The sequence below is a fragment of the Rhizobium sp. AN6A genome, assembly GCF_900215635.1.
Lineage (GTDB): Bacteria > Pseudomonadota > Alphaproteobacteria > Rhizobiales > Rhizobiaceae > Agrobacterium > Agrobacterium tumefaciens.
In genome coordinates, this window is sequence record NZ_OCNC01000003.1 from 702,873 (window position 1) to 722,305 (window position 19,433).

The 19,433-nt window shown below is 59.9% G+C and carries 20 protein-coding genes; 12 read left to right on the forward strand and 8 right to left on the reverse strand.

Annotated features, from left to right (window positions below):
- Nucleotides 1-61 precede the first annotated feature (61 nt).
- The 7 genes from CRO62_RS07130 (at nt 62) to CRO62_RS07160 (ending at nt 5,457) form a co-directional block, all read left to right on the forward strand.
- Nucleotides 62-964: an NUDIX hydrolase gene (locus CRO62_RS07130; protein WP_097099705.1), complete on the forward strand. Its 903-nt coding sequence runs from the start codon at nt 62-64 to the stop codon at nt 962-964.
- 69 nt (nt 965-1,033) lie between these two features.
- The gene (gene nadA, locus CRO62_RS07135; protein WP_179784472.1) at nt 1,034-2,005 is read left to right on the forward strand and encodes a quinolinate synthase NadA; all 972 of its coding nucleotides are present in this window, start codon (nt 1,034-1,036) and stop codon (nt 2,003-2,005) included.
- Nucleotides 2,002-3,567: an L-aspartate oxidase gene (locus CRO62_RS07140; protein WP_097099707.1), complete on the forward strand. Its 1,566-nt coding sequence runs from the start codon at nt 2,002-2,004 to the stop codon at nt 3,565-3,567. The genes nadA and CRO62_RS07140 overlap by 4 nt, the downstream gene beginning before the upstream one ends.
- Nucleotide 3,568: 1 nt before the next feature.
- A complete protein-coding gene (gene nadC / locus CRO62_RS07145) occupies nt 3,569-4,426 on the forward strand; it encodes a carboxylating nicotinate-nucleotide diphosphorylase (protein WP_097099708.1) in 858 nt (285 codons plus the stop codon).
- 136 nt (nt 4,427-4,562) lie between these two features.
- The gene (locus CRO62_RS07150; RefSeq protein ID WP_004431872.1) at nt 4,563-4,814 is read left to right on the forward strand and encodes a GlsB/YeaQ/YmgE family stress response membrane protein; all 252 of its coding nucleotides are present in this window, start codon (nt 4,563-4,565) and stop codon (nt 4,812-4,814) included.
- Between the two features lie 12 nt (nt 4,815-4,826).
- The gene (locus tag CRO62_RS07155) at nt 4,827-5,246 is read left to right on the forward strand and encodes a DUF3597 domain-containing protein (protein WP_097099709.1); all 420 of its coding nucleotides are present in this window, start codon (nt 4,827-4,829) and stop codon (nt 5,244-5,246) included.
- 22 nt (nt 5,247-5,268) lie between these two features.
- Nucleotides 5,269-5,457, forward strand: coding sequence for a hypothetical protein (locus tag CRO62_RS07160; RefSeq protein WP_004431853.1), 189 nt, complete (start codon nt 5,269-5,271; stop codon nt 5,455-5,457).
- 86 nt (nt 5,458-5,543) lie between these two features.
- On the opposite strand, the gene cydX is transcribed toward CRO62_RS07160, so the two are convergent.
- The 7 genes from cydX to CRO62_RS07195 form a co-directional block, all read right to left on the reverse strand.
- Nucleotides 5,544-5,666 (reverse strand): cytochrome bd-I oxidase subunit CydX, encoded by a 123-nt coding sequence (cydX, locus tag CRO62_RS07165; protein WP_097099710.1) that lies wholly within the window; start codon nt 5,664-5,666, stop codon nt 5,544-5,546.
- A 27-nt stretch (nt 5,667-5,693) separates the two neighbouring features.
- The gene (gene cydB, locus CRO62_RS07170) at nt 5,694-6,851 is read right to left on the reverse strand and encodes a cytochrome d ubiquinol oxidase subunit II (protein ID WP_097099711.1); all 1,158 of its coding nucleotides are present in this window, start codon (nt 6,849-6,851) and stop codon (nt 5,694-5,696) included.
- Between the two features lie 6 nt (nt 6,852-6,857).
- Complete coding sequence (locus CRO62_RS07175) at nt 6,858-8,435, reverse strand: cytochrome ubiquinol oxidase subunit I (RefSeq protein ID WP_097099712.1); 1,578 nt, start codon at nt 8,433-8,435, stop codon at nt 6,858-6,860.
- A gap of 69 nt (nt 8,436-8,504) precedes the next feature.
- Entirely contained in the window at nt 8,505-10,196 is a 1,692-nt protein-coding gene (cydC, locus tag CRO62_RS07180; RefSeq protein ID WP_097099713.1) for a thiol reductant ABC exporter subunit CydC, read from the reverse strand.
- Entirely contained in the window at nt 10,193-11,977 is a 1,785-nt protein-coding gene (gene cydD / locus CRO62_RS07185) for a thiol reductant ABC exporter subunit CydD (RefSeq protein ID WP_097099714.1), read from the reverse strand. Before cydD ends, cydC begins: the two co-directional genes overlap by 4 nt.
- A gap of 17 nt (nt 11,978-11,994) precedes the next feature.
- Nucleotides 11,995-12,570, reverse strand: coding sequence for a GbsR/MarR family transcriptional regulator (locus tag CRO62_RS07190; protein WP_097100414.1), 576 nt, complete (start codon nt 12,568-12,570; stop codon nt 11,995-11,997).
- A 291-nt stretch (nt 12,571-12,861) separates the two neighbouring features.
- Nucleotides 12,862-13,893 (reverse strand): L-idonate 5-dehydrogenase, encoded by a 1,032-nt coding sequence (locus tag CRO62_RS07195; RefSeq protein ID WP_097099715.1) that lies wholly within the window; start codon nt 13,891-13,893, stop codon nt 12,862-12,864.
- A gap of 220 nt (nt 13,894-14,113) precedes the next feature.
- Here CRO62_RS07195 and CRO62_RS07200 point away from each other — a divergent pair, with 220 nt between their 5' ends.
- From CRO62_RS07200 to CRO62_RS07210, 3 genes are all read left to right on the forward strand, one after another.
- Nucleotides 14,114-14,869 carry an SDR family oxidoreductase gene (locus CRO62_RS07200; protein ID WP_065658778.1) on the forward strand — a complete coding sequence of 252 codons (756 nt, stop codon included), beginning with the start codon at nt 14,114-14,116 and terminating at the stop codon, nt 14,867-14,869.
- A 43-nt stretch (nt 14,870-14,912) separates the two neighbouring features.
- Nucleotides 14,913-15,806 (forward strand): NAD(P)-dependent oxidoreductase, encoded by an 894-nt coding sequence (locus CRO62_RS07205; RefSeq protein ID WP_097099716.1) that lies wholly within the window; start codon nt 14,913-14,915, stop codon nt 15,804-15,806.
- 172 nt (nt 15,807-15,978) lie between these two features.
- Nucleotides 15,979-16,962, forward strand: coding sequence for an aldose 1-epimerase (locus tag CRO62_RS07210; RefSeq protein WP_097100415.1), 984 nt, complete (start codon nt 15,979-15,981; stop codon nt 16,960-16,962).
- A gap of 20 nt (nt 16,963-16,982) precedes the next feature.
- On the opposite strand, the gene CRO62_RS07215 is transcribed toward CRO62_RS07210, so the two are convergent.
- Nucleotides 16,983-17,444 (reverse strand): Lrp/AsnC family transcriptional regulator, encoded by a 462-nt coding sequence (locus CRO62_RS07215; protein WP_003498392.1) that lies wholly within the window; start codon nt 17,442-17,444, stop codon nt 16,983-16,985.
- A gap of 168 nt (nt 17,445-17,612) precedes the next feature.
- On the opposite strand from CRO62_RS07215, the gene CRO62_RS07220 reads away from it, so the two are divergent.
- Both CRO62_RS07220 and CRO62_RS07225 read left to right on the forward strand, forming a co-directional pair.
- Entirely contained in the window at nt 17,613-18,326 is a 714-nt protein-coding gene (locus CRO62_RS07220; RefSeq protein WP_013762076.1) for an aspartate/glutamate racemase family protein, read from the forward strand.
- Nucleotides 18,327-19,097 carry a class II glutamine amidotransferase gene (locus tag CRO62_RS07225; RefSeq protein WP_097099717.1) on the forward strand — a complete coding sequence of 257 codons (771 nt, stop codon included), beginning with the start codon at nt 18,327-18,329 and terminating at the stop codon, nt 19,095-19,097.
- Nucleotides 19,098-19,433 lie beyond the last annotated feature (336 nt).

Sequence of the window (19,433 nt, forward strand, 5' to 3'; positions counted from 1 at the left end):
CGAACAGGCATTCCTGTGCCAAAGAAGGTCGATACCGACGCCATCTACCAGAGGAGCCGCCGTGACCATAGGGCTTGCCCACGCCGAACTCATCGCCGTCGTCACCGCCATCACCACGGACGAGCCGCGGGTAATGACCGTGCGGGCGGGCGCGGCACTTCCATCAGGGCCGTTTGAATTCGGACACAGAACGCTTCAGAGCGGGTTGCGGGAGTGGATACACGAACAGACGCATCATCCCGTCGGCTATCTCGAACAGCTCTACACTTTCGCCGACCGGGACCGCAACAATGACATTCTTGGCGGAAGAACCATATCGATCGGTTATCTCGGGCTGGTTCGCGAACAGGAGCCACCCGGCAATGGCCGCCCTCTCTGGCATGGCTGGTACGAGTATTTTCCCTGGGAAGACCATCGGCAAGGCCGGCCTGCGGTTCTGGACACCATCATCGAAAAGCTGCGCTGCTGGGCAGATTCCGACCCTGCCTGCAAGGGCCAGCGCCATTTACGGGCCGACTTCACCTTCGGCCTTGATGGCGGCGGCTGGAACGAGGAACTGACCCTTCAGCGCTACGAATTGCTCTATGAAGCCGGACTGGTCGAGGAAGCCCAGGGCGAGCCTCGGATCAATTTCGGCAGGCCGATGTTTGCCGATCACCGCCGCATTCTTGCCACCGGCATCGCGCGCCTCCGGGCCAAGATCAAATACCGGCCTGTGGTTTTCGAACTGATGGCCGATGCTTTCACCCTGCTGCAATTGCAGCGCGCGGTAGAGGCGCTCGCCGGGCTGACGCTGCACAAGCAGAACTTCCGCCGGCTGATAGAACAGCAGCAGCTGGTGGAAGAAACTGGCGACATGGCGACCGAAACCGGCGGACGCCCTGCGAAGCTCTTCCGATTCCGCCAGACCGTTGTGGATGAACGCGCCCTTTCCGGAACCAAACTGCCACTCTCCCGCAATTGACATATGCTCACAATGAGAATATCTCTTTGCCATAGATATACTCAAATAGAGTATAAATGGGAGAGTGCCGTGAACGAACAGATATCTGCCGCAAGCCTTTACGACCGCGTCAGCCGCGTCATTCCCAAGGCGGAATGGATGGGTTTTCAGGATGATGTGGAGGCGATCCTCGATCTGAAGCGCAGGCGCAACGCCGTCATCCTCGCCCATAATTACCAGACGCCGGAAATCTTCCACGGCGTTGCCGATATCGTTGGCGACAGCCTCGCCCTTGCGCGCAAGGCAATGGAAGTTGAGGCGGATGTGATCGTTCTCGCCGGCGTGCATTTCATGGCCGAGACGGCAAAGCTGCTCAATCCGGGAAAAACCGTGCTCATTCCGGATATGGCCGCCGGCTGCTCGCTCGCCGATTCCATCACGCCCGAAGACATCGCACTTCTGCGCAAGGCCTATCCCGGCGTTCCGGTCGTCACCTACGTGAATACCTCGGCGGCGGTGAAGGCGGCTTCCGACATATGCTGCACCTCCGGCAATGCCCGCCAGGTGGTGGAATCGCTCGGCGTGCCGCGCGTGCTGATGCTGCCGGACGAATATCTGGCGAAGAATGTGGCACGGGAGACCAATGTCGAACTCATCGCATGGCGCGGCCATTGCGAGGTGCATGAGCTTTTCACCGCCGACGACATCAGGGAATTGCGCGAAAGCCATCCCGGCATCACCGTTCTCGCGCATCCCGAATGTCCGCCCGATGTCGTCGAGGCCGCAGATTTTTCCGGCTCAACCGCTGTCATGTCGGATTACGTCGGCCGGGAAAGACCGGCCCGCGTGGTGCTTTTGACGGAATGCTCGATGAGCGACAATGTCGCCGTGCATCATCCCGATGTCGAATTCATCCGCCCCTGCAACCTCTGCCCGCACATGAAACGCATCACGCTCGGCAATATCCGCACAGCGCTTGAGGAAAACCGCCACGAGGTGACAATCGATCCGACGGTTGCGGTAGCCGCCCGCCGTGCGGTGGAAAGGATGCTGGCGGTATGAGTGACGCTCTGTCGCAATATGCGGGCAGGACGGTCATCGTCGGCAGCGGTATTGCCGGCCTGATGGCGGCATTGACGCTCGCACCGCAGCCGGTTCTGCTTCTGACCCGCGGCGCGCTCGGTTGCGAAACGTCCAGCGCCTGGGCGCAGGGCGGCATTGCCGCAAGCCTTGGCGCTGACGACAGCGCTGCACTGCATCTTGCCGATACGCTCGCCGCAGGCGACGGCCTCTGTGACGCGGCTATGGCAGCAGATATCGTCTCCACCGCCCCCGCCGTCATCGATGCCCTAGAACGGGCCGGAGTTCGCTTCGATCGTGATGCACAAGGCAGGCTCGTTTTCGGGCTGGAAGCCGCCCATGGCCGCCGGCGCATCCTGCATGCCGAAGGTGACGGCTCGGGCGCGGCCATTGTGAGGGCTCTTGCAGCCGCCGTTCTCGACACGCCGTCCATCGCAGTTCTGGAAGGCGCGGAGGTGCGCCGGCTGCTGACAGCGGGCGAGGCCATAACCGGTCTCATATGCGCCGGGCAAAAGGGCAGCTTTGTTCTGCCGGCAACAAACGTCATTCTTGCAACCGGTGGCCTCGGCGGGCTGTACGAGGCCACCACCAATCCCTCCGGCAATTTCGGACAGGGGATCATGCTCGCCGCGCGCGCCGGCGCCATCCTCACTGATATGGAATTCGTCCAGTTCCACCCGACCGCGCTTTCCTCTCCCCGGCGGCCGCTGGCTCTGGTCAGCGAGGCGGTGCGGGGCGAAGGTGCCGTTCTTCTCAATGAAAACGGCGAACGTTTCATGGCGACCGTTCCGGGTGCAGAACTCGCTTCCCGCGATATTGTCGCCCGCGCCATCGACCGGGAAATCCTGCGCGGCGGCAAAGTCTTTCTAGATGCCCGCCAGGCGATCGGCAGCGGTTTTTCGGCGCGTTTTCCGTCAATCGACCTGCTATGCCGCGAGGCTGGTATAGACCCCGCCCGCGAACTCGTGCCCGTCCGTCCCGCCGTGCATTACCACATGGGCGGTGTCGCCACGGATGGTAATGGCCGTAGTTCCGTGCCGGGCCTATGGGTTGCGGGCGAAACTGCCTGCACCGGTCTTCACGGGGCCAATCGGCTGGCCAGCAACTCCCTGCTGGAGGCGGCTGCCATGGGCATGCGTGCGGCAAAAGATATTGCCGCCCGACCGGCATCAAAACGGGTGACAGCTGTCACGCCATTCGCAACGCCTGTTCTTTCGGCAGCAGACCCGTCTATCGTCCGGCCCATCGTCTCCCGCCATCTCGGCATCGCCAGACATGAAGCGGGGTTGATCAGCGCGATCAGCGAACTTCTCCCACTGGCCGAACAGAACGGCCCGGCATCCGATCCCGCCATCGTCGGGCTCGCAATCGCCGTCTTCGCAGCCTTGCGAAGAGAATCGCGCGGGGCCCATTTCCGTAACGATTTCCCGGAAAAGGACGCGACCGCCACAAGGCGCAGGCTTTGCCTGTCCGATGTCATCGCCATTGCCCATGACCTCTCATCGTCCAATCTTTTTTCTTCCAGCATTGCGCGGAGCGCCTGACATGACCCTCACCCCTCTGCCACGCATTATCGTGGAGCCGCTTGTCCGCAACGCCCTTCTGGAAGACCTGGGTCTGGCGGGCGACATCACGTCCGCCGCAGTCATCCCCGCCGCTCATCGCTCAGTCGTCGTCATGGCGGCGCGTGAACCGGGTGTCATCGCAGGTCTTGATGCCGCAGAACTGGCTTTCCAGTTGGTGGACCCGACAATCGTGATGAGGCGGCAGGTGCAGGATGGCGCGGCGGTCGCTCCCGGCGATATCATCGCGACAATCGAGGGTCCCTCGCGCGGTCTTTTGACGGCGGAGCGCACCGCCCTTAATTTTCTCGGCCATCTCTCAGGCATCGCTTCCGTCACCGCCACAATCGCTGCCGCCATCTCCGGCACCAAAGCCTCGGTTGCCTGCACCCGCAAAACGACGCCGGGCCTCAGGGCGTTGGAAAAATATGCCGTGCGCGCCGGCGGCGGCATGAACCACCGTTTTGCCCTTTATGATGCTGTTCTCATCAAGGACAACCACATCGCCGTGGCCGGCAGCGTGCGTGACGCTATCCGCAGCGCCAAGGCGGGTGTCGGACATCTGGTCAAGATCGAGGTGGAGGTCGATACACTCTCGCAATTACGCGAGGCGATGGAGGAAGGGGTCGATGCGGTTCTCCTCGACAACATGACGCCCGAACAGCTGCGCGAGGCGGTGCAGATCGTCGCCGGACGCGCCATCACCGAGGCCTCCGGACGCATCACCCCTCAAACCGCAGCAGCCATTGCAGCAACCGGCATCGACCTCATCTCCATCGGCTGGCTGACCCACAGCGCGCCGGTTCTGGATATCGGGTTGGACTTCCAAAGCCAAAGCTGACGAAAGCAAGGAGACTGGAACAAAATCCTCGCTTGGCCGTTAATCCCCTGCCTGGGGTCAAAGAGGCGGGGGGATCAGTGCGCGCAAAAGCCTGTCCATATGCCTGCGGACCTCTCTCACAAAGGAAAGGCCTGTTATGGAAGACGCACAAATCGGCTGGATTGCAGCAATCATCATCGGCGGCGTAGCCGGTTGGCTTGCCGAACAGTTCATGAAAAGCAACATGGGTCTTTTCATGAACATAATTCTCGGCATCGTTGGCGCCATCGTCGCCAATTTCCTGCTTGGGCTTGTGGGCATTTCGCTCGGAGGCTGGATTGGATACCTCATCGCCGGTTTCATCGGCGCATGCATTCTCATTGCCATCGGGCGCGCATTTCGCCGATAGAGGGAGGACACAATGAGCTTTTTCGACAAGATCAAGAACGCGATTTTTGGCAAGGCCGAGGCTGCACCGCAGACTTCGGCTCCGGCTGGCTCGCCCACGACAGGCGCAAGCCCGGCCGCTCCGGCTCAGCCAGCAGCACCCGCACCGACACCCGCTGCTCCGGCATCCACCGGCAGCGTCGATGTCGCATCCATTCTGGACGCGGCGGTCAAGCAGAACGGGCAGAAACTAGACTGGAAACATTCGATCGTCGATCTTCTGAAAGCGCTCGATCTGGACAGCAGCCTAACCGCTCGCAAGGAACTGGCAAGCGAACTCGGCTATACCGGTGATACCTCGGACTCAGCCACAATGAACATCTGGCTGCACAAGGCCGTCATCAAGAAGCTGTCTGAAAACGGCGGCAAGGTTCCGGCAGAACTTCTGCATTGAACCAGTGACCGGGAGAACCGCGATGGACGACTATTCAAACTTGCGAGAGCAGATCGGCCAGGACCTCGACACCCTGCACAGGACCGAGAATCCGAAATCGATTTTCGAGATTGCCGACGACTATCTTCTGGGAAACCCAAATCTCAAGAGAGCGCTGGTCGAAGACATCATCAAGGAAGAAGCGGACAAGCGCGGCATCGCGATCCACTGAAACCGCGCGTGTCAACTGCGGCGATTTCTACAAGAGGGGCGGCATCCAGATCGGACGCCGCCCTTTTTTGCCCCGTGCCCGAAGCGTTATTTATCCGGCTTGGCCTCGGCCTTTCTGGCGTTTTCTTCCATCAACTCATACCACATGGCGTTCATGACGGCGAAAATGGCGGCGAGAGGCAGGCCGAGCAGCCAGGCGAAATACCACATGTTCGATCTCCTTGTGTTTGTTCGATATTAATAAGCGTGGCCGCTGTCTTCGCGGATCGCCTTTTCATCCACCTTGCCCCACAGCACGCGATAGACCCATGAGGTGTAAGCGACGATGATGGGGATGAAGATGAGGGCGACGACCAGCATGATGAACAGCGTCATATGGCTCGACGATGCGTCCCAGACCGTCAGGCTCGATTTCGGATCGATCGAAGAGGGCAGGATGAAGGGAAACATCGTCAGACCGACCGTCGAGATGATGCCGAATATGGCAAGCGAACTGGAAAGCAGCGCCAGCACCTCACGCCCGCCCCTTAACAACAGGAAGGCGACGAGCGGGAAGGCAAGACCGAGCGCCGGTGCCAGCATCATCCACGGATGGTCCGCGTAATTCGCAAACCAGACGCCGCTTGCGACCTCGACCGTCTTTGACAACGGATTGGACGGACCGTCGGTCACGACTTCCGAGGTGAAGCGATACCCGTCGATACCGAGCCACAACAATACGCCACCAAGCGCAAAGAGAACTGTGGTGGCAAGTGCTGCAATGCTGCCGAAACTACGGGCACGCGCAGCAACCGGCCCTTCGGTCTTCAGCACCAGCCAGGCCGCACCATGCATCACCAGCATGCAAACGGAAACAAGGCCGCAAAGGATTGCGTAAGGGTTGAGAAGCTCGAACAACGTCGTGCCGTCGTAAAAAATCCTGAGGTCATCGTTGAAGCGGAAGGGTACACCCTGCAGCACATTGCCGATCGCCACACCGAAGATCAGGGCGGGAACAAAGCCACCGACAAACAGTGCCCAATCCCAGGTACTGCGCCATGTCGTGCTCTCGCGCTTGGAGCGGTATTTGAACCCCACCGGCCGCAGGATCAGCGCAAACAGGGTGGCGAACATCGCCAGGTAAAAACTAGAAAACGACACCGCATAAAGCGGCGGCCACGCGGCGAAGATGGCGCCGCCGCCAAGGATGAGCCAGACCTGATTGCCTTCCCATACCGGGCCAATGGAATTGATGACGACACGCCGCTCGAGATCCGTTTTCGCGACGAAAGGCAGCAGCGCGCCCGTGCCAAGATCGAAACCGCCGGTCACGGCAAAACCGATCAGCACCACGCCAAGCAGCAGCCACCAGATGACGCGGAGGACTTCGTAGTCGATGAGTTGATGCAATATCATGATCGTTTACTCCGCAGCGACGAGTTTTTCAGGAACGAGCGGCGCTTCCGGCTCGTGATCCGGATCCGGCCCCTTGCGGATCGCCTTCAGCATCAGCCCCATTTCGACGATGAACAGCACCGTATAGATGGCGATGAAGCAGAGAAGCGTAATCAGAACCGTTGAGGCGCTGAGGCTGGAGACGGCAGCAGCCGTCGGCAGCACGCCCTCGATGATCCATGGCTGGCGGCCGAATTCCGCGACCACCCAGCCCATTTCCGCAGCAATCCACGGCAGCGGAATGGCGAAGACGGCTACCTTCAGCAAGAACGGATAGTGATCCAGCCGGCGGCGGGCGGAGAGATAAAAGAAGGTCGCCGTCAACAGGATGAAGAACATGCCGAGACCGACCATGATGCGGAACGCCCAGAACAGCGTCGGCACATGCGGGATGGTATCGGCGGCGGCCTTGGCAATCTGCTCCTCCGTCGCCTGACGCGGATCGTCGACATAACGTTTCAGCAACAGGGCGTAACCAAGCTCGTGGCCGAGTTCCGCAAAGGTGCCACGCACCTCTTCGGGCAGTTCCGCGCCCTTGCCGGTGGCACGTATCTGCATCAGCGCATCATAGGCCTTGATGCCATCGCGGATGCGGGTCTTTGCGAGTTCCACCAGATCGTTGATGCCGGGGATTTCAGTGTCCAGCGAGCGCGTGCCGATAAGGCCCATCACCCACGGAATTTTCACGGCGAAATGCGTTTCGCGGGCTTTCTGATCAGGAAAACCGATGGCGGTGAAGGGGGCGGGTGCCGGTTCCGTTTCCCACATGGCTTCGATCGAGGCGAGCTTCATCTTCTGGTGTTCGGTCGAAAGATAACCGCTTTCATCTCCCAGCACGACGACCGACAGCGCAGCAGCCAGGCCGAAAGAAGCGGCAACCGTCATCGACCGCTTGGCGAGATCGACATGGCGGCCTTTCAGCACGTACCAGGCGGAAACGCCGAGCACGAAGATGGAGGCAGTGACATAACCCGCAGAAACCGTGTGCACGAACTTCGCCTGGGCGACCGGGTTCATCAGCACCGCGAAGAAATCCGTCACCTCCATGCGCATGGTCTGGGGGTTGAAGGCCGATCCCGTCGGGTTCTGCATCCAGCCATTGGCGATCAATATCCACAACGCCGAGAAGTTCGAGCCGATCGCCACGCACCATGTTGCGATGAGATGGCCGAGTTTCGACAGCTTGTCCCAGCCGAAAAAGAACAGACCGACGAAGGTGGCTTCCAGAAAGAAAGCCATCATCCCTTCGATCGCCAGCGGCGCACCGAAGATATCGCCGACATAGTGGCTGTAATAACTCCAGTTCATGCCGAACTGGAATTCCATGACGATGCCGGTGGAAACACCAAGCACGAAGTTGATGCCGAACAATGTACCCCAGAATTTCGTCATCTGCCGCCAGATGGTGCGGCCGGTCATGACATAGACCGTTTCCATGATGGCGATCACCACCGACAGTCCGATCGTCAGGGGAACGAATAGAAAGTGATATAAAGCGGTAACAGCGAATTGCAGGCGCGATAGCGCCACGATGTCGAGTTCCATGTTTTTACCCCACCTTTCAGGAAAGGCCGGCCTTCTGTTACGAAACGGCGCCGGCCCTGAAAAAATCACTCAGTCCGGACGCAATGTTTGCAGCATTACGTCGTATTCCGGGGTGCCGCTTTGACATTGATCAAGTTGACGCCCCTCTCTCAGCATGATGATGCGATCGGCAAATTCCGCCTCACGGCGATTATGGGTTATCATCACGATAGTCTTGCCTTCCGCCCTGGCAAACAGCCGGCCGAGCACGTCACGGGCGGTTTCGCCGTCCAGCCCTTCCGTCACCTCGTCGAGAAGCCAGAGTGGTTTGTCGCGTAGAAGGAAACGGGCAAGGGCGAGCCGTCGTGACTGACCGCCGGAGAGACCCTGCCCCGCCTCGCCAAGTCTCGTATCCAGCCCGGCGGCCAAGGTTTTGACATGCTCGCCAAGGCCTGCCGATTGAAGGGCATCCCACAGTTCATGCTCCGTCGCGGCAGGTTTTGCCAGCCTCAGATTATCAGCGATGCTGTCTCGGAAAAGCTGACTTCTCTGCGTCATGAGCGAGCAAGGCAACGCGCTGACCGTGCCCGCCGCCGGTTGCACTTCACCAGCCAGAAGCTGGATGAGGCTGGTCTTGCCTGCACCGCTCGGCCCGATAATCGCAACCGTCTCCCCGGCGGCGATTGCAAGGTTGATATTCGTCAGGACAGGATTTTCGTTCCCATCCCGCTCCAGCCGCACACCATCAAGCTCAGCCGCCATGCCCTTGGCAGGCAGGCGCGGACAGTTGGCAGCTGCCTCGGCGGAAAGACGCGGCGCAATGCGTCTTGCCGAAAAAAGCGTGCGCCCGAGCTCCATTGCACCACGGCGCAGCGCCGTGAAGGGCTCCAGCGCGGCGAAACAGACGAGCAGGCCGAGGGCAGCAGTCGGCGCGGTCACAACGCCCTGCTCCGCAAGCCAGGCCATGCCGAGGAGAGCCGCACTCAAAAGAGCCGCCGCTGAGATGCCGAAGGAAAAACCGGCATTGGTTTCGATCCGGTTCAAGCGGTCGTCGCAGGCGAGCAGATAATTGTCGGCCCGTTCAATCGCCGCAACCTGCGTGGAAAGACGGGCAGTCGTGAGCAATTCCACCTGCCCGTTGACCAAGTCCGCCGTGCGGGCACGAAGCGCTTCAAGCCCGATTGCCCGGCGACGCGCAAATTTTTCCGCCGTCAACGCCGAGCGCACTGAAATGCCAAGACCCACCGCAATGAGGAAGAGAGCAACCAGAACGCCCGCAAGCAGATTGAGGAGGGCAAGTCCGATGCCTGTTGCGATTGCGGCGAGGATTGCGACGGCGGCGGGTACCAGCACGCGCAGATAAAGCGAATCCAGCGCGTCGATATCCGCAGTCAGCCGGTTCAGCAGGCGGGCGGGCCTCGCCTCCAGATGTTTCGCCGCCTGCGGTGCTGCAAAGCCACGAAACAGCTTTTCGCGAAGCGCTGCAAGCACGGACAGCGTCGCCTCATGGGTGGTCATGCGTTCGCCATAACGGGCAGCGGTGCGTGACAACGCCAGCAGACGGATGGCCGCCGACGGCGCAAAGACGTCGAAAGCATAGGCCGTCGCCGGGACCAGACCGGCAATCGCGGTCGCAGTAATGAACCAGCCGGAAACGCCGAGAAGGCCTATACCCGCCAGCACCGTGGTTGCTGCCAGAACCGCGCCAACGAGCAGCATGCCGCGACGCGCCGACCAGAACAGGGAAATGACAGGTTTCAATATGGCAAAACGCGCGATCATGACTGCCCCCTCGAATGGATCGTCGTCATATCCACGACCCTGTCCATACGCGCGGCGAGCACAGGATCATGGGTTGCGACGATCAATGTCCTGCCCTTTGCGAGTTGCAGCAGGTTTTCGGTAACGAGCACAGCCGTCTCCCGGTCGAGATGCGCTGTCGGCTCATCGACCAGAACAAGCTGCGTCGCAGGATCGGCGAAAGCACGCGCAATGGCGAGGCGCACCGCCTCCCCGCCCGAAATGCCGTAGCCGCCGTCTCCTATAGGCAGATGCCGGCGTGCTTTCGACAATGTATCCAGCCCAGTGCAGCGCAGCGTCTCCTCGACCATGCCTTCGCTGACATCGGCACGGCCAAAGCGAATATTCGCCTTCAGGGAACCGGCAAAAAAGAACGGCTTCTGGCTGACCCAGCCGATTGTCTTGCGTAGTCCATCGGCAGTCGCATCACCAAGCGTTACGCCCCCGATCCCTATTGTACCGCTGTCAGCCTCGGCCAAACCGGCAATCAAGGAGAGTACAGTGGATTTACCACAACCGGAAGGCCCAAGAATCGCAACTGTCTCGCCTGACTGGACCGTTAGGTTTAGATTCCGAATGACAGGCGGAGCATTCGGATAGGCGAAGGAGATATTGACCAACTCCACCAGACCGGGAGTCGGAAAAGGCGCCATTGCGACCTCCTTACCCTCACCCACGATGGCTTTGCCAGCCCGCGTCAATGTGTCGAGCGCGCCCAGCGCCGCCTCGCCGGCTGCGCGGTCGTGCCAGACGGCAGACAACTCCCGCAGCGGTTCGAAAAAGGCAGGCGCCAGAAGCAGGATGAACAGCCCCTCGGCAAGTGTCAGCTTCTGGCCCCACGCGCCGAAATCGAGAAAACCGAGCAGATGGAAACCGATATAAACGGCGGTCATGGCAACGCCGAGGGCAGCGAAAAGCTCCAGCACCGCCGAGGACAGAAAGGCGATCCGCAGGACAGCCATCGTCCGCTTCTTGAGGTTCTCCGCGTCCGTGCGCAGGCGTCCAGCGGTCAGATCAACGGCTTCCAGTGCGCGGATCGTTTCCAGGCCGCGCAGGCGATCGAGCAGGAAAGCATTCATGTTACCGGTCTCGGCCAGCTGCTTTTCACTGGCAGCCTTCGCCTGCCAGCCGATCAACGCCATGAAAAGCGGAATAGTGGGCATTGAAAGCAGCAGAACAAGCGCCGCAATCCAGGTAAATGGCAGGATTGCCAGCACGAAAACCAAGGGGACAATGGTAGCTTTCATACGCGCAGGCTGGAACCTGGAAAAATAAGGTACCAGCGCTTCGGCTGCCTCGGCGATAACGCTTGCCGCCTCGCCGGAGGCCGTGCGCGCCAGATCGAGCGGCGACACCTTCGCGACGGCATGAAGCGCTTGCAGCCGCCGCCGCGAAAGGGCGGCACGCGCGGCGCGAAACGACAGTCTCGCGGCAACTTTTTCCAGCCATGCCTTGATGAGACCGAGAATGAGAACAGCAACAGCCGCCGGAAGGATTGCCGTCATCGGCGCACCGTCGGCAATTTTTCCGACCGAAAATGCAAGCAAACCCGCCTGGGGCAACCAGAGCAGAGCCGGCAGGACGTGCAGCAGGGCGACCGATCTTCCTACCGCGGGTGCCTTCGCCATTTCCGCCGTGCCGGCGCCCTTATCATTGGCGGATTTACCGAAGAAGCGCCGCCGTGCCTTATCGGGAGAGACCGCCGCTGGAACTGGACAGTCTGCATCATCGCCATTGGCGGATTGCCGGATTTCTGCGGACATGCTCACGGATGATCTCCTCACCTGTCCTTCTTGGCACGGGGTCTGGCAAGAGAGACGATCTTGTCCTTGGCCTCCAGAAGCTTCGTGACCTTCGAGCCGAGTGCCAGAAGCGAAGCCAACCGCTCCGTCTCCAGCTTCTTCACATCGTCATACCAGCCGGTGAGCTGCTCGATTAGCGTTTTCATCTCATCGATGCGCTTCTGCGCATGCCGCTCCTCTTCGTTTTCCGGTTTCTCCATCAGGATTTCACGAAGCACGCTGAGTGTCGGGTCGATCTCGCGCTTCTTGCGCTCCTCGGCAAGGGTGCGCAGAATTTGCCACACATCCTCCGGCGTCGTGAAAAAATCGCGCCGGTCGCCGGGGAAATGCTTGAGAATTGCAAGGTTCCACGCCTGAAGCTCTTTCAGGCTCATCGACACATTGGAACGGGAAATGCCGAGCGCCTCGACAATGTCGTCCGCGCAGAGCGGCTTCGGCGAAATGTAAAGCAAAGCATAGACCTGGCCGACCGTGCGGTTGATGCCCCAGCGGCTGCCCATCTCGCCGAAATGCAGCACGAAGGACTGAACGAGCGGAGAAAGATTGGTGGGCATTTCTTTGCTTCCTGTATTTTCAGTAATTTCTGAAATTTCGATAAAGCAAAAAATGGCAGTCGGCAAATCACCTTTTTGACCTGCGTCAAAATGTGCAAATCAGAAGAGGCAGCGTCTGCCTAGGATCAGGGCTACGCCCTCGACGATACTTTCCCAGCCCGCGACGCACGAAATGATATCGATAACATCAAAGACGTCATGTTGTAGATGGAAGCGCACGCATGAAAAATCGGCGGCGGATTAATCCACCGCCGATCAAGACGTCGACAAACCGGCGTGCGCAACAGGCGCTTACGAAAAAGCGATCTGCACCTTCATGGCACGGCTGCGGTCGGAGGCGAATTCGAAGGCGGAGATGGCGTCATCGAGGTCCACCGTCTGGGTGATGAACGGCTTGACGTCGATCAGGCCTTTGCGCATCAGTTCGACGCCCGTCGCGAATTCCTCGTGGAACCGGAAAGAGCCGCGCAGATCGAGTTCCTTGGCGGTAATCGCCATCATCGGCAGGCTCATATCGCCACCAAGGCCGAGCTGGACGATGATGCCGCGTGGACGCAACGCCGTAATCCCGCCCGCCAGTGCAACGGCGGCACCGGAGCATTCATAGAGAACGTCGAAGGTTCCCTTGTTCGCGCCATAAGCCGCCAGTGCATCAGGCTCATCCTTGCTGTTTATGACGCGGTCCGCGCCCGCTTCCCGAGCCTTGGCAAGCGTGAAGTCCGAAAGATCGGTCGCGACAATTTCAGCGGCACCGGCACGGCGGGCAGACAGGATGGAGAGAATGCCGATGGGGCCGCAGCCGGTGACGAGCACGCGTTTTCCGAGCAAATCGCCGGCGCGGCGGGTGGCATGCAGCGTTACCGCCAGCGGTTCCGCCATAGCCGCCTCGCCGGCACTCAAGCCGTCGGCCGGAACGCATTGCAGGGCGTCCGCGATGAGAACCTCGCGGAAAGCGCCCTGAATATGCGGAAACGGCATGGCGCTGCCATAAAAGCGCATGTTGAGGCACTGATTGTGCAGGCCTTCCTGGCAAAAGCGGCAGGTCCTGCACGGACGGGACGGCGAAACCGCGACCAGACCGCCAACCTTCAGCCCCTCGACGCCCTCACCCAGCTCTTCAACAATGGCGGAAACCTCATGTCCCAGCACCATTGGTTCGCGAAGCCGTATCGCGCCGAAACCGCCGTGATTGTAATAGTGAAGATCGCTGCCGCAAATTCCGCCCCGAGCCAGACGAAGACGCACTTCTCCTGCCCCCGGCGCCTCCTCCGGCCGCTCCTCGATGCGCACATCCTTTGCCCCGTGGGCGACAATCGCTCTCATAAATATCTCCCGTTCGATATCGCGCCTTAAACGGCGCAACAAAATAATCCCTATCCCAATCATTGCCGCCGGCCGCGTCTCCGCCGCCTTGCAGCCTCCCCGCACGCATGTTCCGTACCGGAAACAGGCGTTTAAGCCTTGACATCCACGTCTGAAAGGGATGAATGTTATCGATAACATAAACCGGCATGAAAGCAATGTCGAGAGACTGGAGGAAACAGTGGGCCTTAATTTGTTCGATCTTTCCGGCCGCCGCGCCCTGATCACCGGTTCGTCCCAGGGCATCGGCTTTGCGCTGGCGCAGGGCTTGGTGGAGGCGGGAGCCGAAGTGGTGTTGAACGGCCGCGACGAAGCGAAGCTGAAAGCAGCTGCCGCAGGCATCAAGGGTGCCAAGACGCTCGCCTTCGATGCCACCGATCATGAAGCGGTGCGCAAGGCCATCGACGGTTTCGAGGCGGAAGTCGGCCCCATCGATATTCTGGTCAACAATGCCGGCATGCAGCACCGCACACCGCTGGAGGATTTTCCGGCGGACGCCTTCGAGCGCCTGTTACAGACCAACATCGCCTCGGTGTTCCACGCAGGGCAAGCCGTCGCGCGTCATATGATCAGCCGTGGACGTGGCAAGATCATCAACATCGCCAGCGTCCAGACCGCTCTTGCCCGCCCCGGTATCGCGCCGTACACCGCCACCAAGGGCGCCGTCGGCAATCTGACGAAGGGCATGGCGACGGACTGGGCCAAATATGGCCTGCAGTGCAACGCCATTGCGCCTGGCTATTTCGACACGCCGCTCAACGCGGCTCTGGTGGCCGACGAGACATTTTCGGCATGGCTTGAAAAACGCACACCCGCCGGCCGCTGGGGCAAGGTCGAAGAGCTTGTCGGCGCCTGCATTTTCCTGTCGTCCGATGCCTCGTCTTTCGTGAACGGACATATTCTTTACGTCGACGGCGGCATTACCGCCTCGCTTTGAAGAAGCCGTAACCACGACGCTTTGGGAGGAGACCGTGAGCACCATGACCGAGAAGAACAAGATCGCCCTCATCGGCGCTGGCGCGATGGGCGGCGCGATCGGTACGCGACTGATCGAGACCGGCAATCACCTGATGGTTTTCGATCTGGACGCGGAAAAGGTGGCGGCTTTGACCAGCCTTGGTGCGCATAGCGCCGAGACGGCGGCGCAAGCGGCTTCGGTCTCCAATGTCGTGATCCTCAGCCTCAATTCACCGAAAATCGTCCGCGCCGCCGTCTTCGGCAAAGATGGCGTGGCGGCGGGGGCCAGGCCCGGCACGCTGATCATCGACATGTCCTCCATCGATCCGGAAGCGACAAAAGAACTGGCGGCGGATGCTGCTGAAAAAGGGCTGCGCTGGGTGGACAGCCCGCTTTCCGGCGGCGCGCCGAAGGCACTCGTCGGGCAACTGACCCTGATGGCCGGCGGCACCGAAAAGGATGTAGCCGATGCCCGTCGCGTGCTGCGGCACGTGGCCAGCAACTACACCCATATGGGTCCAAGCGGCGCCGGCCAGACGACGAAGCTCATCAATCAGGTTCTTTGCGGGCTGAACTTCCTTGCCGTGGCGGAAGCAACACAGCTTGCGCTGGATGCCGGCGTCGATGCCGCCAAAATTCCGCAGGCGCTGAAAGGCGGCCGCGCCGACAGTGCGATCCTGCAGGAATATATGCCACGTTACGTGGCGAAGGATTACCGCCGCACTGGCCGTATCGACAATATGGTCAAGGACCTGAATGGCGCGCAGGATCTGGCCCGACGCACCAACACGGCCATGCCGCTGACGGCGGTTTGCGCCGAGGTGCACCGCATGCTGACAGCGGCAGGACTGGGCGGCGAAGATCAGGCCGCACTAATGGAATTTTTCACCGGCGCGAAACGCACCTTCACGGAATGATTTGCGCCATGGCCAGGGCAATAACACCTTAGTGGCCGAGCTGACGCGAGGTCATTAAGGTGTGCCACCGTCTTGGCCATTGCGAAATGTCTCCGCAGCGAAGATGATCGGGCGAATCGGCGGCGCAATCGGCCCGACGGCCGCAGACGCATGCATGAAGGACAATTTCCCGATGACCACTTCCGCAACAGGCACGGGGATTGCGAGCCTGACCGTTTCCGGAAACGGCTTCAGCGCCGAGATCGCTTATGAGGGCGCGACCCTTCTGAGCTGGCGGCCGAGGCTTTCCGACGGCAATGAAGAAAACCTTGTCGACGGATATTCGTCGCTCGAGGAATTGCAGTCGCAGAACGGCGTGAGAAATGGCATTCTCGCCCCCTTCACCAATCGCATTTCTCAGGGCCAGTTTAAATTTGGCGGGGAGATACACCGTATCGAGCCGGTGCTTGCCCACGAGGACCTCGTCTTCCACGGATTTGCCCGTGCCCTGCCCTTCGGCCTCGACCGGTCTTTCGAGGAAAACGACGCGCACATTATCGTCTTTCGTGCCGAGATATTGCCGGCCGAATTCAAGGGCTATCCCTACCATCTCGCCATCGAGGTGGAATACCGGTTTGCAGGCCATGCGGTTACAATCGATATACGCGGCATCAATGGCGACGACCGGCCTTTGCCCTTCGCGGCCGGCTGGCATCCCTATTTCCGTCTGCCCGGCATATCCTCCATCGACGATCTCCTTCTCACGCTACCCTCGCGAACAGCGATCAAAACGGACGAGAATTTGATACCACTCACCGACAGTGAGACGGGCATTCTCAAACGGGACGATGCAGCGTTTCTTTCTGCCGCGCCGCTCGCAGGCCATGTGCTGGATGTCTGCTTTACCGATCTGATCCCATCCGCAAACGGGCTTTACGAGACTCGGATCGAAAACCGGAACGATGGTTCGAGCCTGACCGTTTGGCAGGACCGTGGCCACATGCATGTCTTTACCGGCGATACGCTTGCCCGCGACAGGCGAAAATCCATCGCGCTTGAACCTGTGGAAACACCGACAAACGCCTTCAACCAGCCGCAACTTGAAGCGGACATCACCCTTCAACAGGGTGAGACCCGGAGTTTCCGCTTCGGTTTCCGTTTTGAAGCCGGGCGCTGAAAAACGACCAAATATCGCGATCAGATATGCGTCGTCGGGAGTGAAGACGACAGCTTGACCGTCTCCATGGAGATATAGGCGGACATGTCGTAAAGTTCGACCCGCCGGAGGATCTGTTTGTAGATGGTGTCGTAATATTCGACATTCGGCAGCACGAGTTTCAGAATATAATCGAAATTGCCGGTCAGCCGGTGCACCTCGACGATCTCCGGTATGGTGCTGACGGCGGCATGGAACCGGTCCAGCCAATCCTCCGCATGCAGGCCGGTTCTGACGAGCAGGAAAACCGTGGTCGGCAGGTTGATTTTCCGCCGGTCGAGCAGCGCCATCGTGCCGGTCACATATCCTTCCGCACGCAGACGCGTGATACGGCGAGAACAGGCGGAAAGCGATAGCGACACCTCATCCGCGATATCGGCTAGAGGTGTTTCTGCATTCTCCTGGAGAATCGCAAGGATTCGGCGGTCACGGTCGTCAATCATCGTTTCAGAATGCACCGGTTAACTTATTGGCGCAAGAAATTTGCGAGCTGAGCCTCATATACGCCCAGAATTTGCAATCTGCCTTCCAAATCCCTGAAAAAACGCATGCCGTTTTCATCGCGGCAATGGCATTCTTGTCATCAATCAAACTTTGATAAGGGAACTCCTATGAAACGGATCGGTCTGATCGGCGGCATGAGCTGGGAATCCACCGCAACCTATTATCGCATGATCAACGAGGCCGTTCGTGACAGCCGCGGTGGGCTCGTATCGGCCGATATCGTCATGCATTCGCTCGATTTTTCCGAGGTTGTCGCCCTTCAGAAGGCAGACCGCTGGGATGAGGCCGGCGCGCTTTTGGGCGCTGCGGGTGCGCGTCTTGCCAATGCGGGTGCCGATTGTGTGCTGATCTGCACCAACACCATGCACCTCGTTGCGGAAACCGTTGAAAAAATGTCGGGCGTCACTCTCATCGACATCATTGATGAAACTGCCACCGCATTGAAGGCGGACGGACGCCGTAAGCCGCTTCTGCTCGCAACGCGCTACACGATGGAACATGGGTTCTACACCGACCGCATGCGCCGCCACGGCGTCGATGTGGTCGTGCCGGATGAGGAAGACCGGGCCGCCATCCACGACATCATCTTTGGCGAATTGTGCCAGGGCGAGATCAAGTCGTGCTCGCGCGAGCGCTACATGTCGGTCATCGAGAAAGCCCGTGCGCTCGGCGTCGATTCCGTCATTCTCGGCTGCACCGAAATTTCCCTGCTGATCGATCCCGATGCCCTGCCTTTGCCGGGTTACGATTCGACCGCCATTCACGCCCAGGCCGCTGTCGGCTTCGCGCTCGGAAACAAGGCCCTGAACAGAGCCGCATGAATGTGCCGCCTTTTTGCCTATTCCGGTAAACCGGTCTGGCTCGACAGTCTTCTGATCGAGCCGGAAGCATCGCTGGTCAGCCAGTCCATGGCCGCAAGGGAAGCGAAAACCGTCGTCAATGGCGACGGTTGCGGTCTTGGCTGGTATGGCGAGCGCGGAACGCCCGGCGTTTTTCGCGACACCAGACCCGCCTGGTCCGACGCCAATCTGGCCGCCCTTTGCCACCAGCTTCGCTCGGGCATGTTCATGGCCCACGTCCGCTCCGCCACATCAGGCGAAGTATCCCGTGCCAATTGCCACCCCTTTGCGCATGGTCAATATCTGTTCATGCATAACGGCCAGATCGGCGGCTATGAGCAGATCCGGCGCGACATTGATTCCCTCATACCCGATGATATTTATTCCGCCCGGCGCGGCACCGGCGACAGCGAAGCCATCTTCCTGATTGCCGCCGGCCACGGCCTTGATGCGGACCCGGTTCGGGCCATTTCCACCGCGCTGCGCCTCTGCCTGGAAAAGATGATCGCCGCGGGCGTTTCTTCCGCGCTGCGGTTCAGCGCCGTGCTGATGGATGGCGATTGCCTGCACGCCTTCCGCTGGTCAAGCGACGACAAGCCGCCAACGCTTTATTGGCGCGGGCTTGAAGAGGGCATCGCGCTAAGCTCGGAACCCTTTTCCTTCGATTGCACCCCGTGGTGTGCGGTGCCGCCAAATACCCGGGTGACGATCCGCGCCGGCGGTATGACCACTGAACCTTTTTGCCTTCCGTAAACGTCGCATTTCATGACGACCGAGTCCATTTTTTACAGTTTGACCGCCACCGGTGGGCGCGGCTGCGGCAGCGTCGTGTTTATTTTCATTGAATTATCTCCGCCGCGAAGGCTAGTGTGTGATCCGATAGACCGAAACAGATTTCAGGACCGGTGAACCATTTCAGAAGTGTTGCAGCCCCTTTCCCTTTCTTGAACGATGCCCTGCATCGCAACGACCATGCAAACCCGTTCATGAATGACGGACAATGGGCAGGCAATGCCTTTGGCGATCCTCGGGACGCTGAAGAAAAAGTGTTATTTTTCATTACCCTAAGCTGTTCAAATTTCCACAAAA

Bases quoted from the DNA above. Each gene is read 5' to 3' on its own strand.
- CRO62_RS07215 (WP_003498392.1), bottom strand. From the start codon at position 17,444: ATGATTGACGACCGTGACCGCCGAATCCTTGCGATTCTCCAGGAGAAT.
- CRO62_RS07150 (WP_004431872.1), top strand. From the start codon at position 4,563: ATGGAAGACGCACAAATCGGCTGGATTGCAGCAATCATCATCGGCGGC.
- CRO62_RS07225 (WP_097099717.1), top strand. From the start codon at position 18,327: ATGTGCCGCCTTTTTGCCTATTCCGGTAAACCGGTCTGGCTCGACAGT.
- nadC (WP_097099708.1), top strand. From the start codon at position 3,569: ATGACCCTCACCCCTCTGCCACGCATTATCGTGGAGCCGCTTGTCCGC.
- cydB (WP_097099711.1), bottom strand. From the start codon at position 6,851: ATGATATTGCATCAACTCATCGACTACGAAGTCCTCCGCGTCATCTGG.
- CRO62_RS07220 (WP_013762076.1), top strand. From the start codon at position 17,613: ATGAAACGGATCGGTCTGATCGGCGGCATGAGCTGGGAATCCACCGCA.
- CRO62_RS07175 (WP_097099712.1), bottom strand. From the start codon at position 8,435: ATGGAACTCGACATCGTGGCGCTATCGCGCCTGCAATTCGCTGTTACC.
- cydC (WP_097099713.1), bottom strand. From the start codon at position 10,196: ATGATCGCGCGTTTTGCCATATTGAAACCTGTCATTTCCCTGTTCTGG.
- cydD (WP_097099714.1), bottom strand. From the start codon at position 11,977: ATGTCCGCAGAAATCCGGCAATCCGCCAATGGCGATGATGCAGACTGT.
- CRO62_RS07195 (WP_097099715.1), bottom strand. From the start codon at position 13,893: ATGAGAGCGATTGTCGCCCACGGGGCAAAGGATGTGCGCATCGAGGAG.
- CRO62_RS07155 (WP_097099709.1), top strand. From the start codon at position 4,827: ATGAGCTTTTTCGACAAGATCAAGAACGCGATTTTTGGCAAGGCCGAG.
- CRO62_RS07205 (WP_097099716.1), top strand. From the start codon at position 14,913: ATGACCGAGAAGAACAAGATCGCCCTCATCGGCGCTGGCGCGATGGGC.
- CRO62_RS07160 (WP_004431853.1), top strand. From the start codon at position 5,269: ATGGACGACTATTCAAACTTGCGAGAGCAGATCGGCCAGGACCTCGAC.
- CRO62_RS07190 (WP_097100414.1), bottom strand. From the start codon at position 12,570: ATGCCCACCAATCTTTCTCCGCTCGTTCAGTCCTTCGTGCTGCATTTC.
- CRO62_RS07140 (WP_097099707.1), top strand. From the start codon at position 2,002: ATGAGTGACGCTCTGTCGCAATATGCGGGCAGGACGGTCATCGTCGGC.
- CRO62_RS07210 (WP_097100415.1), top strand. From the start codon at position 15,979: ATGACCACTTCCGCAACAGGCACGGGGATTGCGAGCCTGACCGTTTCC.
- cydX (WP_097099710.1), bottom strand. From the start codon at position 5,666: ATGTGGTATTTCGCCTGGCTGCTCGGCCTGCCTCTCGCCGCCATTTTC.